Source organism: Achromobacter sp. DH1f, assembly GCF_000633435.1.
GTDB lineage: Bacteria > Pseudomonadota > Gammaproteobacteria > Burkholderiales > Burkholderiaceae_B > Achromobacter > Achromobacter deleyi.
In genome coordinates, this window is the sequence record NZ_AYMF01000007.1 from 41,342 (window position 1) to 54,197 (window position 12,856).

At 67.3% G+C, this 12,856-nt stretch carries 15 protein-coding genes; 9 read left to right on the top strand and 6 right to left on the bottom strand.

Annotated elements, in window-relative coordinates; translation table 11 throughout:
* Positions 1–15 precede the first annotated feature (15 nt).
* The 4 genes from U858_RS0105755 to xerC all read left to right on the top strand — a co-directional run bounded on the left by U858_RS0105755 (position 16) and on the right by xerC (position 3,560).
* The gene (locus tag U858_RS0105755) at positions 16–906 is read left to right on the top strand and encodes a lysophospholipid acyltransferase family protein (RefSeq protein WP_025136233.1); all 891 of its coding nucleotides are present in this window, start codon (positions 16–18) and stop codon (positions 904–906) included.
* A 61-nt stretch (positions 907–967) separates the two neighbouring features.
* Positions 968–1,879 carry a diaminopimelate epimerase gene (gene dapF, locus U858_RS0105760; RefSeq protein WP_025136234.1) on the top strand — a complete coding sequence of 304 codons (912 nt, stop codon included), beginning with the start codon at positions 968–970 and terminating at the stop codon, positions 1,877–1,879.
* A gap of 3 nt (positions 1,880–1,882) precedes the next feature.
* Positions 1,883–2,560, top strand: a complete 678-nt coding sequence (locus tag U858_RS0105765) for a DUF484 family protein (RefSeq protein WP_025136235.1) — start codon at positions 1,883–1,885, stop codon at positions 2,558–2,560.
* A 22-nt stretch (positions 2,561–2,582) separates the two neighbouring features.
* Positions 2,583–3,560, top strand: coding sequence for a tyrosine recombinase XerC (gene xerC / locus U858_RS0105770; protein ID WP_029953566.1), 978 nt, complete (start codon positions 2,583–2,585; stop codon positions 3,558–3,560).
* Positions 3,561–3,570: 10 nt separating this feature from the next.
* Here xerC and U858_RS0105775 read toward each other — a convergent pair whose 3' ends face one another.
* The 6 genes from U858_RS0105775 to U858_RS35880 are packed head-to-tail and all read right to left on the bottom strand — an operon-like array spanning position 3,571 to position 8,115.
* Positions 3,571–4,716: a nickel/cobalt transporter gene (locus U858_RS0105775; RefSeq protein WP_051593530.1), complete on the bottom strand. Its 1,146-nt coding sequence runs from the start codon at positions 4,714–4,716 to the stop codon at positions 3,571–3,573.
* The gene (locus tag U858_RS0105780; RefSeq protein WP_025136238.1) at positions 4,707–5,390 is read right to left on the bottom strand and encodes a DUF1007 family protein; all 684 of its coding nucleotides are present in this window, start codon (positions 5,388–5,390) and stop codon (positions 4,707–4,709) included. Before U858_RS0105780 ends, U858_RS0105775 begins: the two co-directional genes overlap by 10 nt.
* On the bottom strand, positions 5,351–6,343 hold the full coding sequence (locus U858_RS0105785; RefSeq protein ID WP_025136239.1) for a metal ABC transporter substrate-binding protein: 993 nt from the start codon (positions 6,341–6,343) through the stop codon (positions 5,351–5,353). Before U858_RS0105785 ends, U858_RS0105780 begins: the two co-directional genes overlap by 40 nt.
* 19 nt (positions 6,344–6,362) lie before the next feature.
* Entirely contained in the window at positions 6,363–7,229 is an 867-nt protein-coding gene (locus U858_RS0105790) for a metal ABC transporter permease (protein ID WP_025136240.1), read from the bottom strand.
* Positions 7,226–7,948 carry a metal ABC transporter ATP-binding protein gene (locus U858_RS0105795; protein WP_029953567.1) on the bottom strand — a complete coding sequence of 241 codons (723 nt, stop codon included), beginning with the start codon at positions 7,946–7,948 and terminating at the stop codon, positions 7,226–7,228. Before U858_RS0105795 ends, U858_RS0105790 begins: the two co-directional genes overlap by 4 nt.
* Positions 7,945–8,115 (bottom strand): hypothetical protein, encoded by a 171-nt coding sequence (locus U858_RS35880; RefSeq protein ID WP_175216991.1) that lies wholly within the window; start codon positions 8,113–8,115, stop codon positions 7,945–7,947. The genes U858_RS0105795 and U858_RS35880 overlap by 4 nt, the downstream gene beginning before the upstream one ends.
* Positions 8,116–8,266: 151 nt before the next feature.
* Here U858_RS35880 and U858_RS0105805 point away from each other — a divergent pair, with 151 nt between their 5' ends.
* The 5 genes from U858_RS0105805 to hslU all read left to right on the top strand — a co-directional run bounded on the left by U858_RS0105805 (position 8,267) and on the right by hslU (position 12,850).
* Entirely contained in the window at positions 8,267–8,770 is a 504-nt protein-coding gene (locus U858_RS0105805) for a Fur family transcriptional regulator (RefSeq protein WP_006224833.1), read from the top strand.
* A 281-nt stretch (positions 8,771–9,051) separates the two neighbouring features.
* The gene (locus tag U858_RS0105810; RefSeq protein WP_025136242.1) at positions 9,052–10,176 is read left to right on the top strand and encodes a GTP-binding protein; all 1,125 of its coding nucleotides are present in this window, start codon (positions 9,052–9,054) and stop codon (positions 10,174–10,176) included.
* 127 nt (positions 10,177–10,303) lie between these two features.
* A complete protein-coding gene (dksA, locus tag U858_RS0105815) occupies positions 10,304–10,768 on the top strand; it encodes an RNA polymerase-binding protein DksA (RefSeq protein WP_006216410.1) in 465 nt (154 codons plus the stop codon).
* Between the two features lie 129 nt (positions 10,769–10,897).
* Complete coding sequence (hslV, locus tag U858_RS0105820) at positions 10,898–11,437, top strand: ATP-dependent protease subunit HslV (RefSeq protein WP_025136243.1); 540 nt, start codon at positions 10,898–10,900, stop codon at positions 11,435–11,437.
* 78 nt (positions 11,438–11,515) lie between these two features.
* A complete protein-coding gene (gene hslU / locus U858_RS0105825) occupies positions 11,516–12,850 on the top strand; it encodes an ATP-dependent protease ATPase subunit HslU (protein WP_025136244.1) in 1,335 nt (444 codons plus the stop codon).
* Positions 12,851–12,856: the final 6 nt, after the last annotated feature.

Sequence of the window (12,856 nt, forward strand, 5' to 3'; positions counted from 1 at the left end):
GCCCCTATTTTGCCCATGAACGAATCAAAAACGCGCACGCTGGTTTCCCTGCTGAAGTGGTTTGGCCGCATGCGGCCCGCCACGCGGCAACGCATCGGTGCCACGCTCGGCTGGCTGGCCATGCGCCTGGCCAAATCGCGCACCCGCATCGTGCGCCGCAATCTCGAACTGTGCTTTCCCGACCAGCCCGAGGCCGTCCGCGAACGCTGGGTACGCGAACATTTCCGCGCCCTGGCGCAATCCATCGTCGACCGCGGCGTGCTCTGGTACGGCACGCCCGAGGCCATCAAGGACATGGTCACCCAGAGCGGCGCCGAGCGCATCAACGAATTCACCGCCCAGGGCCGCAGCGTCATCCTGCTGGCGCCGCACTTCATTGGCCTGGATGCCGCCGCCACCCGGCTCACCATGGAAGTGCCCAGCGCGGCCACCATGTACACCCCGCAAAGCGACCCGCACATCGATGCGGTCGTGGCTGCCGGCCGGGCCCGCTTCAACGAAGTGTTCCTGGTCAGCCGCAAGGACGGCGTGCGCGACCTGATCCGCCACCTGCGCGCCCCGCGCCCTGTCTACTACCTGCCCGACATGGACTTCGGCCGCCAGGGCGCCGTGTTCGCACCGTTCTTCGGCGTGCAGGCCGCCACCTTGCTGGCCACCGCCCAACTGGCCAAGAAGTGGGACGCCGCCGTGCTGCCCATCCTGGATTTCTGGAACCCCGAAACCGGTCGTTACCACGCAGAAGTCCTGCCGCCGCTGGAAAACTTCCCGGGCGAGGACTCGCTTGAGGAAGCCACCGCCCGCCTGAACCGCGAACTCGAGGCCTGGGTGCGCCGCTGCCCCAGCCAGTACTACTGGGTCCACCGCCGCTTCAAGACCCGGCCGCCGGGCGAAGCCAAGATCTACTAGGCCGCACGCGCCTGCCGCGGGATCACCGCCCGCGGCAGCGCCCACGGTTTCCCCGGCCAGAATGGGCGATAATCCCCCCATGAACTGGAACTTCACCAAAATGCATGGCGCGGGCAACGACTTCGTCGTGCTCGACGGCGTTCGCCAAGTCATCGACATGACGCCCGAACGCGCCCGCGCGCTGGGCGACCGGCACTTCGGCATCGGCGCCGACCAGATCCTGCTGGTCGAACGCGCCACCCGCCCCGACGCCGATTTCCGCTACCGCATCTTCAATTCCGACGGCAGCGAAGTCGAACACTGCGGCAACGGCGCGCGCTGCTTCGTGCGCTTCGTGCACGAACAAGGCCTGTCCGACCGCAATCCGCTGCGCGCCGAGATCGCCACCGGCATCCTCGTCCTCGATGAAGGCGACGACGAACAAGTCACCGTCGACATGGGCAGCACCCGTTTCGATCCAGCCGCCCTGCCTTTTGACACCGCCGGCCTGGCCTCGCGCGCCGAAGGCCAGGACACCCTCTGGGAACTGCCGTTGGACACGCCCGCGGGCCTGCCACGCAGCGTCAGCCTGTCGGCCGTGGCCATTTCCAACCCACACGCGGTGCAGGTGGTCGACAACGTCGACACCGCCCCTGTCGCCATCGTCGGCCCGCTGGTCGAGACCCACCCGCGCTTTGCGCGCCGGGTCAATGCCGGCTTCATGCAAGTCGTCGATCGCCACACCATCCGGCTGCGCGTGCACGAACGCGGGGCCGGCGAAACCCTGGCTTGCGGCACCGGCGCCTGCGCCGCCGTTGCAGCCGGCATCCGCCGCGGCCTGCTCGATTCCCCCGTGCGCGTGCAAACACGCGGCGGCGTGCTGACCATCGCCTGGACCGACGGCCAGTTGCGCATGACCGGCCCGGCCGAATCCGTCTTCACGGGGCAGGTCGACATCGACAAGCTCGTCTTCTCCATGGCGCTGAACCGATAACCCATGACCGATACCGCATTCACCGCCCAGGACATTGCCACCTTCCTGCAGGAACACCCCGGCTTCTTCGACCAGCACGCCGACGTCTTCGCGACGCTGCAAGTGCCGCATCCGCATGGTTCGCGCGCCATCTCGCTGGGCGAACGCCAGATCCTCACGCTGCGCGAACGCAACCGCGAACTCGAATGGCGTCTGAACGAACTGGTGCGCAACGCCACCGCCAATGAAACCATCGGCGGCCATGTTGCCAAATGGTGCTGCCGCCTGCTGTCGGAAAACGATCCTCAGCTCGTGCCCGGCGAAATCGCCCTGGGCCTGGCCGAGCAGTTCGACATCAACCACGTCGCCCTGCGTCTGTGGAACCTGCCCGAACTGCCCGAAACCGGCTACGGCGAACCCGTCACGCAAGACGTGCGCACGTTCACCGACAGCCTGAAAACGCCGTATTGCGGCACCGACTCCGCCTTCGAAGCCGCCGGCTGGCTCGACGCCAAGCCCAAATCGCTGGCGCTGGTGCCGCTGCGCCTGGAAGCCGACGGCGCCAGCGTCGGCCTGCTGGTGCTGGGCTCGGACGACGCCGAACGCTTCACGCCCGACATGGGCACCGCGTTCCTCGAATCCATCGGCCAACTGGCCTCGGCCGCGCTGCACCGGCTGAACCCGGCCGCCCCCAAGGCCTGACCCCATGACCGCGGGGGCTCCCATGCTGGCACCGCAAGCACCGGACGCCCCCCTGCCCGACCCGATGGCCGCCTGGCTGCGCCATCTGGAAGCCAACCGCCGCTATTCCCCGCACACGCTCGCAGGCTACCGGCGCGAACTGCACTTCCTGCGCGACCTCGCCGAACGCGCCAAACTGCCGCTGGACACCCTGGGCAACGGGCACATCCGCCAATTCGTGGCGCGACTGCACGCCCAGGGCCGCGGCCCGCGCAGCCTGGCGCGCACGTTGGCAGCGTGGCGCGGCTTCTATCAGTGGTGGGCGCCGGTCGTCGGCCTGGCTGGCAATCCCGTCGCGGGCGTACGCGCCCCCAAGGCGCCGCGCGGCCTGCCCAAGGCCCTGTCGGTCGAACAGACCCAGGCCCTGCTCGACCGTCCTCAGGCACAGGTCGCCACCGAGCCGGCCGCCTTGCGCGACCAGGCCATGTTCGAATTGCTGTATTCCAGCGGGCTGCGCCTGTCTGAACTGGTGGGGCTGGACCTGCGCTACGAGCGCGCGGCCCACTATGAATCGCGCGGCTGGCTCAACCTGGACGATGCCGAAGTCATCGTGCTGGGCAAAGGCGGCAAGCGCCGTTCGGTGCCGATAGGCCAGGCGGCTCTGGCCGCATTGCGCCGCTGGATCGAAGTCCGCCCACAGTTGGCCCCGCCCGCCGCGCAACCCGAAGACGCGGCCGCCCTGTTCCTGGGCGCACGCGGACGACGCATCTCGCCGCGCGTGGTTCAGCTGCAACTGGCGCAGATCGCGCAGGCCGCCGGCCTGCCCACCCATGTGCACCCGCACGTACTGCGCCACAGCTTCGCCAGCCACGTGCTGCAATCGGCTCAGGACCTGCGCGCCGTGCAGGAAATGCTGGGCCACGCCAACATTTCCACCACCCAGATCTACACCCGGCTCGACTTCCAGCATCTGGCGCGCGCCTACGACCAGGCGCATCCGCGCGCCGGCCGCAAATCCTGACGCTGGCCGTTCAGCCGCCGCCGGCCAGCATCCCGCCCAAAAGCAGCACGCCCAGCGCCAAGACCGCCAGTGCGGCCAAGGCCTCCACGCCATAGCGCAATCGCGCCGCCCCCACGCTGGACAGCCGGCCGCCCAGGGCCGTTGCCGCGCCGCCCGCGGCCACCGCCAGGCACGCCAGCGCCGCGACCGTCAGGCCCGTGCCCAGGCCCATCGCCAATGCCGACGCCACGCCCGCCATGAAGAACCCCTGCGACAACGCGAACACCAGCACGATCAACGCACCGCTGCACGGCCGCAGTCCCACCGCCAGGATCGCCGACCAGGCACGACGCCAATTCAGCGGCCCGGCCACCTGCTCCGGCGGCGGCACATGCGCGTGGCCGCAACCGCAATCGTCGTGATGGTGATGGGCAGGGTCGTGCAACGCGCTCGGCAACGCGGCTGCCGCCGGGCCTTGCCGCACGGGCGCCGCCTGCACCGAGATGGCCCGCAACGCCGCAGCCCCTTTCAAGGTTTGGCCCGACCCGGCTACCGCAGACGGTCTTGGCCCCTCAACGCCACGGATGGCCGGCTGCGCCGCAACAGGCCGCCGGCGCAGCAATGGCCGCAGCGCCTTGACCCACACCAGCCACACGCCCAACAGCGTCACCAACGCATACGACGCCAGCTCCAGCCAGCGCGTCGCCTGGTTCATCGTGGCTGCCGTGGCGTTGAACACCAGCGCCAACACCGCCACCATCGCGATCGCCACCAACGCCTGCACCAACGACGACGCCAGGGCCAGCAAGGCCCCATTGCGAGCCGTCTGCCGGTTGGCCAACACATAAGAAGAGATGACCGCTTTGCCGTGCCCCGGTCCCAGCGCGTGAAACACGCCGTAGGCGAACGACAGGCCGATCAGCATCCAGGCCGCCCCGCCGTCGGCCTGCCAGGCCCGCACGGCCGATGTCAGTTGCCGGTAGAAATGGCTTTGCCACACCGACACCTGGCCGAAAAAGCTCGCCAGCCAGCTTGGCCCGCCCATGCCTGCGCCGCTTTCCGGCACGCCAAACGGATGCGCGCCCTGCGCATCGGCCACCCCGGTCCAGGCCATGGCGGCCAGCGCCAGCAGCCACGCGCACGCGGCGGCGGCCGAACCGCCCGCCGTCAGGCGCATTGCACCTCGATGCGGTGCGTCAACCCTTTGGTGATGGCGAAAAGCTCTTCCGGCAGCGCGTCCGGATCGGCCGGGATCGCGGCCAGCTGCTGCATGGTGTTCCAATCCAGTTCCTTCGGCTTGCGATAAGCCGGCTTGCAGGCCGCCGCGCCGGGACCACCCAGCGTGACAGCGCCCTTTTCATCGAAGGCGTAGGCCACGAAATACGTCGGATCGTAGATGTCCACCTGGGCGCCCGCGGCGTCCAGCGCGGCGGGCTCGGCCAGCGGCAGCGTGAACGCCAGCGCCAATCGGCCCGTCTTGGGGTTCCACGTCACGCGGGCATCTCGCGGCGCGGCAAACGCCATGGTCTTGCCCGCCACCGTGACGCGCGTGAAATAGTGCGAGACCGGCTCGCCCAGTGCCTTCATCCAGTCTTGCGCCATGCCCTTCAAGGTGTCGTCGGCAAGCGTGCCGCTCTTGCCCTTCTTGAGGCCTTGCGTGGCGTAGGCGCCGAACATCTCGTCGAACAGCCAGACCTGCCGCACGGCGGTGATCCGGTGCTGCTCGTCCAGGTCGACCACCGCGCGGGCGTCGATCCACATGTGCGGGTGCGCGCTGGCGGCGCTGGCCGCCAACGCGCCCGTCACGGCGATCAGGGCTGCAAGGCCGCGGCGAGCTGACGTACGTTCCATTCAAACATTTCCAGGTAGGTGGCGCCGGGTTGTCCGGGCTTGGACAGCGCATCGGAATAAAGCGTACCACCCACCTTGGCGCCGGTTTCGCGTGCGATCTGCTGCACCAGGCGCGGGCTGGTGATGTTCTCGACGAACACCGCCGGCACCTTCTCGCGCTTGACCTGTTCGATGATGCGCGCCACGTCGCCAGCCGCCGGCTCGGCAGCGGTGGACACACCCACCGCCGAAATGAACTGCACCCCGTAGGCATCACCGAAATAGCCGAACGCATCATGCGAGGTCACCACCTTGCGGCGTTCCGCGGGAATCGCCGCAAAGGTCTTGCGCACCGACGCGTCGGCGGCCTGGATGCGGGCGATGTAGGCGTCGGCGCGCTTGCGGTAGGCGTCGGCATGAGCCGGGTCCGCGGCGGCCAGGCCGTCGGCCACGTTGCGCGCGTAGATCACGCCGTTGGCCAGGTTCTGCCAGGCATGCGGGTCGTTGTCGCCATGGCTGTGGCCGTGGTCCGCTTCGCCATGGGCGTGGGCCGGGGCGTGGTCATGATCGTGGTCCTTGTCGCCGTGATCGTGGCCGTGGCCGGCGAACTTGCGCGCGGTAACGCCCTTGGACGCCACCACCGTCTGGCCCGAGAAGCCAGATGCCTTGACCAACCTGGGCAACCAGGCCTCGAAGTCCAGCCCGTTCACGAACAGCACTTTGGCGGCGGCCAGCTTCTTGGCGTCCGCGGGGGTGGGCTCGTATTCATGGGCGTCACCGTCCGGTCCCACCAGGGTCGTCAGTTGCACGTCATCGCCGCCGACTTCGCGCACGATGTCGCCCAGGATGGAAAAGCTGGCCACGGCTTGCAGCGGCTGGGCGGCATGCGCCACGCCGAAGGTCGCGGACAGCCACAAGCCGGCGGCAGCCAGCAAGGCACGGCGGCGCGACAGCGCCAGCGATAGGGAAGTCATAGCGGATCTCCTTGAAGGATCAGGCCCGGCGCGGTCTGCGCGGCGCCCGCAGCAGCCCGCCCAGCGGGCCGCAAACGATGGAAAAGAGGTAACAGACGCCGGCCGCCAGGATGATGGCGGGCGAGGCCGGCACGTTGAAGTGGTACGACACCAACAGGCCGAAGACCGACGCGGCCACGCCGATGCCGGCGGCCAAGGGAATCTGGCCGGCCGCCGAACGCAGCCAGAAGCGGGCCGCGGCGGCCGGTAGCATCATGATGCCGACCACCATCAAGGTGCCCAGCACCTGGAAGCCCGCCACCAGGTTCACCACCACCAGCACCAGAAAGCCCATGTGCACCCAGCCGCCGCGTCCGCCGCTGGCCCGCAGGAAGCCCGGGTCCAGGCATTCCGCCACCAGCATCCGGTACAACGCCGCCAGGACCACCAGCGTGACGCTGGCCGTGGCCGTCACCAGCAGCAGCGCGGCGTCATCCAGGCCCAGCACCGTGCCGAACAGCACGTGCAGCAGATCCATGTTGGAGCCGCGCAGCGACACCAGCAGCACCCCCAGGCCCAGTGAGATCAAATAAAAAGCGGCGAAACTGGCGTCTTCGCGCAGCGGCGTCAGCCGCGCCACCAGCCCCGCCAGCAAGGCCACGGCCAGGCCGGTCGCGACGCCGCCCAACATCATCGCGCCCAGCGACAGGCCGGACAGCAGGAAGCCCGCCGCCACGCCCGGCAAGATGGCGTGCGACATCGCGTCGCCCATCAGGCTCATGCGGCGCAAGACCAGGAACACCCCCAGCGGCGCCGCGCCCAACGACAAAGCGCAGGCGCCGGCCAGTGCGCGGCGCATGAAACCGTAGTCAAGGAAAGGCGACACGACCCATTGCAGCGCGCTCATGCGAACGCTCCCGCGTGCCATTGGCGCGCCGTCTTCAGGTTTTCGTCGCACAGGGCTGACGCGGTATCACCCCAGGCCACCACCGAACCGGACAACAGCAGGCATTGCGGAAAATGGTCACGCACCATGTCCAGGTCATGCAGCACGGTGATGACGGTGCGCCCCTGGCCATGCAGGCCGCAAAGCAGCGCCATCAGGTCATCGGCGGTGTGGCTGTCCACGGCGGCGAAGGGTTCGTCCAGCAGCAGCACCGGCGCATCCTGCACCAGCATCCGCGCGAACAGCGTGCGCTGCATCTGTCCGCCGGACAACGTGTCCACCCCGCGTCCCGCCATGCCGGCCAGGCCCACGGTCTCCAGCGCGTGCAGGCAGCGATCGATTTCCTCGGCCCCGTAGCGCCGCCAGGCACCAACCCGGCGCCATGCGCCCATCGCCACCAGGTCCAGCACCGACACCGGAAACGAACGGTCCAGTTCGGCGGCCTGGGGCAGCCAGGCCAGTTCCGACCGCCCGGCCCCGCCCACGGTGACGCTGCCCGACAACGGCCGCAGCACCCCCATGATGCCTTTGATCAACGTCGACTTGCCGGCCCCGTTGGGACCCACCACGGCGGTCATTGCGCCCGGCTCGAAGCGGCCCGACACGCCGCGCAGCGCCGCATGCCCGTGCCAGCCGAAGGATGCGTCCCGCAGCTCGATGGCGACCGGTGCCGCGTTCATCGCGGCCACCAGTCCATGGCCCAGCCGGTCAGCGCCCACAGCGCGGCGGCCGCGGCCAGCGCGTAGGCCATGCGACGCCAGGCAGACGCCAGGAAGCTGGAACGGTGGGAGGCGCCCGGCCCCGGCGCGGCGCCGGGCCGCGGGGGCAAGAGCGAAAAGTGAGACATGGAAACGACAGGCTACGAAACAGATTTATTATGTTATATCATAACTAACAAGGCTTGAAAGGGTGCCTTTCGCCCGCATCAGAGTGTTTTCTGCTACCTTCCTGGCATCTCGCGCGCGTCGCGCGCGTCCCTAATTCAGATGAAGCCCGCCATGCCCGCTCCGCCCCGTTCCCCCCGCAGCGACACCGTAGGCGCCCAGCTCAGCGTCGCCGAGACGTTGTGCGAACAACGCGGCCGCCGCTTGACCCCCATCCGCCGCAAGGTCCTGGAACTGCTGCTGCGCCACGGCCGCAGCCTGAAGGCCTACGAACTGCTGGACGCCATGCGCGAAGTCCATCCCGGCGCGGCGCCCCCCACCGTGTACCGCGCCCTGGACTTCCTGATGGACGAAGGCCTGATCCACCGGCTGGACGCCGTCAACGCCTGGAGCGCCTGCCACGATGCCGGCGGCGCGCCGCATGACCTGCTGGTGGTCTGTACCGGCTGCGGCGCGGTCGCCGAAGTCTCCGACCCCGCCATGAGCCGCCAGCTGGCCGAACGCGTGGCCCAGACCGGCTACGCCCTGGCTACCCACGAAACCGAGATCCGGGCGCTGTGCCCCCAGTGCCAGCAGAAGCAGCCCGCAGACGCCGGCCACCACCACCATCACCACTGAGGCGCCGGCACGTCCCTGCCCTGCGGCAGGCGCGTGCCCCTCGGCCCCGGCCGCCCGCCTGATCCGGACCTTGAAATCCGGAAAATTGCCCCAAAATAGTGATATCGCCCGATACTTGACGGCGTACAGCCGCGAACTGGGCGGCTATGGCCCCCGGGTTGGCCCGGGGTTTGCCCCCCGCCCCCGACTGTGCTGTAATCCTGCGTCCGGCCGCTCTAGGCGGCCCTCGCAGCCTGTGGCAGCGACCCTTCGCCGCCTTACTTCACGCAAGCAGCTTCGCCATGAACACCCCGCGCAGTTTGGACAAAATGGTTCCCGTCACCATCCTCACCGGCTTTCTCGGTGCGGGCAAGACCACCCTGCTCAAACGTATCCTGACCGAGTTCCACGGCCGCCGTGTCGCGGTCATCGAAAACGAGTTCGGACCGGAAAGCATCGACAACGACCTGCTGGTGCAAGACAGCGATGAAGAAATCATCGAACTGTCCAACGGCTGCGTCTGCTGCACGGTGCGCGGCGACCTGATGCGCACCCTGTCCGAGCTGCGCGCCAAGCGCGAAGCCGGCACCCTGAATTTCGAACGCGTCATCCTGGAAACCACCGGCATGGCCAACCCCGGCCCGGTGTGCCAGACGTTCTTCATGGACGACGACATCGCCGAGTACTACCGCCTGGACGCGGTGGTCACGGTGGTCGACGCCAAGCACGGCATGGTCACGCTGGACGAGCAGCCCGAAGCCCAGAAACAAGTCGGCTTCGCGGACCGCATCCTGATTTCCAAGAAAGACCTGGTCAACGAAGTCGACTACGAAGCGCTGCGCAACCGCCTGGTGCACATGAACCCGCGCGCGCCCATCACCGCGGTCAACTTCGGCGACGCCGACCTGAAGTCCATCATCGACATCAGCGGCTTCAACCTGAACTCCATTCTCGACATCGACCCGGAATTCCTGGCCGATGAGCACCCCGACGCCGCCCACAGCCATGCCCACGGGCACGACCATGGGCACGATCACGGCCATGACCACGGTCACGACCATGATCACGAAGGCGACTGCGGGGCGCATTGCAATCACGCGCATCATCACCACCACCACAAGCACGACGACGAAATCGGCGCGTTCGTGTTCCGTTCCAACAAGCCGTTCGATCCCGCGCGCCTTGAGGAATTCCTGGGCGGTGTGGTGCAGGTCTATGGTCCCGACCTGCTGCGCTACAAGGGCATCCTGTACATGAAGGGCATCAACCGCCGCATGTTGTTCCAGGGTGTGCACATGATGATGGGCGCCGAACCCGGCAAACCGTGGACCGCGGCCGAAAAACCGTCCACCAAGATGGTCTTCATCGGACGCAAGCTGCCCCAGGAGATTTTCACCCGGGGCTTGGAGCAGTGCCTGGCGGGGTGATCCCCTTTTTGGATACGTGACTCGATGCGACGAAGGCAGTACTGTGAGGTACGGATAGCGTAGGCAGCAAGCACACGGACCGGGAAGAACCGCCCGCGCCAGGATCGATTCATAGTGGAGTGTTTTCATGGCTACCAAGGCAGCAACCAAAAAATCAAGCAAGTCGACGAGCGATACGGCGATTGATCTGCCCAGCGAGAAGGAATTGCTGGCCATGCCCGAGTCCGACTATATGAACGAACGCCAGCTGGCATTCTTCAAGGAACGGCTCAAACAACTCGAACAGGACATCCTGGCGAATGCCGGCGAAACCACCGAGCACCTGCGTGAAACGCAGTTCGTGCCCGATCCCGCCGACCGCGCCACCATCGAGGAAGAACACGCCCTTGAGCTGCGTACCCGCGACCGCGAGCGCAAGCTGCTGAAAAAGGTGCAACAGTCCATCGCCCGCATCGACAGCGGCGAATACGGCTGGTGTGAAGAAACGGGCGAACCCATCGGCGTTCCGCGCCTGTTGGCCCGCCCCACCGCCACGTTGTCGCTCGAAGCTCAAGAGCGCCGCGAAATGCGCCAGAAGCTGTACGGCGACTGATCCGTCCCGTTTTCCGGCTTCACCCTGAAAGGCTATGCTGCCCCCAGCATGGCCTTTTTTATTGGCGCCCCGGAAAGCCTTGATTTCCCTTGGATCGCCCCCAGCTAGTCGTTTCAAAGGAAGGAACGCATGGAACAATTTCACGCCACCACCATCGTGTGTGTGCGCCGCGGCAACCGCGTCGCACTCGGCGGCGATGGCCAGGTCACCCTGGGCAATATCGTCGTCAAGGGCACGGCACGCAAGATCCGCCGCCTGTATCACGACAAGATCCTGGCCGGTTTCGCCGGCGCCACCGCCGACGCATTCACGCTGCAGGAACGTTTCGAAGCCAAGCTCGAAAAGCACCAGGGCAACCTGATGCGCGCGGCCGTGGAACTCACCCGCGACTGGCGCACCGACCGCGTCCTGCGCCGGCTCGAAGCCATGCTGATCGTGGCCGACACCGAACACACCCTGGTGCTGACCGGCAACGGCGACGTGCTCGAACCCGAACACGGCCTGGCCGCCATCGGCTCGGGCGGCGCCTACGCCCAGTCCGCCGCGCTGGCGCTGTTGCGCAACACGGAACTGCCGCCCGAGACGATCGTCAAACAATCTCTCGAGATCGCCGGCGACCTCTGCATCTACACCAACCAGAACCACGTCATCGAAACGCTGGGCGACTGACGCCCGCCGCGCGGCGCCGCTTCCTGCGCCGCGGCGCGCTTCCCCCAGCCAGCCCTAGCTTTCCAAGGATTCGCCCTCATGTCCGCATCCAACATGACGCCCGGAGAGATCGTCTCCGAACTCGACAAATACATTGTCGGCCAGAACCGCGCCAAGCGCGCCGTGGCGGTCGCCCTGCGCAACCGCTGGCGCCGCCAGCAGGTCGCCGAGCCCCTGCGCCACGAAATCCACCCCAAGAACATCCTCATGATCGGCCCCACCGGCGTGGGCAAGACCGAGATCGCCCGCCGCCTGGCCAAGCTGGCCAACGCGCCGTTCATCAAGATCGAAGCCACCAAGTTCACCGAAGTGGGCTACGTGGGCCGCGACGTCGACACCATCATCCGCGACCTGACCGAATACTCGATCAAGCAGACCCGCGAACTGGAAATGCGCCGCGTGCGCACCCAGGCTGAAGACGCCGCCGAAGACCGCATCCTCGACGCCCTGGTGCCGCCCCCGCGCGGCGCCTCCGGCGAACCCGAGCGCGGCGAAGACAACAGCGCCCGACAGACCTTCCGCAAGCGTCTGCGCGAGGGCAAGATCGACGACCTCGAAATCGAGATCGAAGTCGCCCAGGCCGCGCCGCAGATGGACGTCATGACGCCCCCCGGCATGGAAGAAATGGCCGAGCAGCTGCGCGGCATGTTTGCCGGCATGGCCCGCGACAAGAAGAAGTCCAAGAAAATGAAGGTGCGCGAAGCCTTCAAGCTCATCGTCGACGAAGAAGCCGCCAAGCGCGTCAACGAAGAAGACCTGCGCACCGTCGCCATCAATAATGTCGAACAGAACGGCATCGTCTTCCTGGACGAAATCGACAAGATCGCGGCCCGCCAGGAAAGCGGCGGCGCCGACGTCTCGCGCCAAGGCGTGCAGCGTGACCTGCTGCCGCTGGTCGAAGGCACCACCGTCAACACGCGCTACGGCATGGTCCGCACGGACCACATCCTGTTCATCGCGTCGGGCGCCTTCCACCTGGCCCGTCCGTCGGACCTGATCCCTGAACTGCAGGGCCGTTTCCCGATCCGCGTCGAACTCGAATCCCTGACCGCCGAAGACTTCGTGCGCATCCTGTCCGACACCGATGCCTCGTTGACTAAGCAGTACACGGCGCTGATGGCCACCGAAGACGTGCAGCTGGAATTCACCGAAGAAGGCGTACGCCGCCTGGCCGAGCTGGCCTACGACGTCAATGAAACCACCGAGAACATTGGTGCCCGCCGCCTGTACACGGTGATGGAAAAACTGCTCGACGAACTGTCGTTCGACGCCACCTCCAGCAGCGACAAGACCGTCAAGATCGACGCCGCCTACGTCAACGCCCAACTGGCCGAAGCCGCCAGCAGCCAGGACCTGGCCCGCTACGTGCTGTAGGCGCGG

Bases quoted from the DNA above. Each gene is read 5' to 3' on its own strand.
- U858_RS0105755 (WP_025136233.1), top strand. From the start codon at position 16: ATGAACGAATCAAAAACGCGCACGCTGGTTTCCCTGCTGAAGTGGTTT.
- dapF (WP_025136234.1), top strand. From the start codon at position 968: ATGGGCGATAATCCCCCCATGAACTGGAACTTCACCAAAATGCATGGC.
- U858_RS0105765 (WP_025136235.1), top strand. From the start codon at position 1,883: ATGACCGATACCGCATTCACCGCCCAGGACATTGCCACCTTCCTGCAG.
- xerC (WP_029953566.1), top strand. From the start codon at position 2,583: ATGCTGGCACCGCAAGCACCGGACGCCCCCCTGCCCGACCCGATGGCC.
- U858_RS0105775 (WP_051593530.1), bottom strand. From the start codon at position 4,716: ATGCGCCTGACGGCGGGCGGTTCGGCCGCCGCCGCGTGCGCGTGGCTG.
- U858_RS0105780 (WP_025136238.1), bottom strand. From the start codon at position 5,390: ATGGAACGTACGTCAGCTCGCCGCGGCCTTGCAGCCCTGATCGCCGTG.
- U858_RS0105785 (WP_025136239.1), bottom strand. From the start codon at position 6,343: ATGACTTCCCTATCGCTGGCGCTGTCGCGCCGCCGTGCCTTGCTGGCT.
- U858_RS0105790 (WP_025136240.1), bottom strand. From the start codon at position 7,229: ATGAGCGCGCTGCAATGGGTCGTGTCGCCTTTCCTTGACTACGGTTTC.
- U858_RS0105795 (WP_029953567.1), bottom strand. From the start codon at position 7,948: ATGAACGCGGCACCGGTCGCCATCGAGCTGCGGGACGCATCCTTCGGC.
- U858_RS35880 (WP_175216991.1), bottom strand. From the start codon at position 8,115: ATGTCTCACTTTTCGCTCTTGCCCCCGCGGCCCGGCGCCGCGCCGGGG.
- U858_RS0105805 (WP_006224833.1), top strand. From the start codon at position 8,267: ATGCCCGCTCCGCCCCGTTCCCCCCGCAGCGACACCGTAGGCGCCCAG.
- U858_RS0105810 (WP_025136242.1), top strand. From the start codon at position 9,052: ATGAACACCCCGCGCAGTTTGGACAAAATGGTTCCCGTCACCATCCTC.
- dksA (WP_006216410.1), top strand. From the start codon at position 10,304: ATGGCTACCAAGGCAGCAACCAAAAAATCAAGCAAGTCGACGAGCGAT.
- hslV (WP_025136243.1), top strand. From the start codon at position 10,898: ATGGAACAATTTCACGCCACCACCATCGTGTGTGTGCGCCGCGGCAAC.
- hslU (WP_025136244.1), top strand. From the start codon at position 11,516: ATGTCCGCATCCAACATGACGCCCGGAGAGATCGTCTCCGAACTCGAC.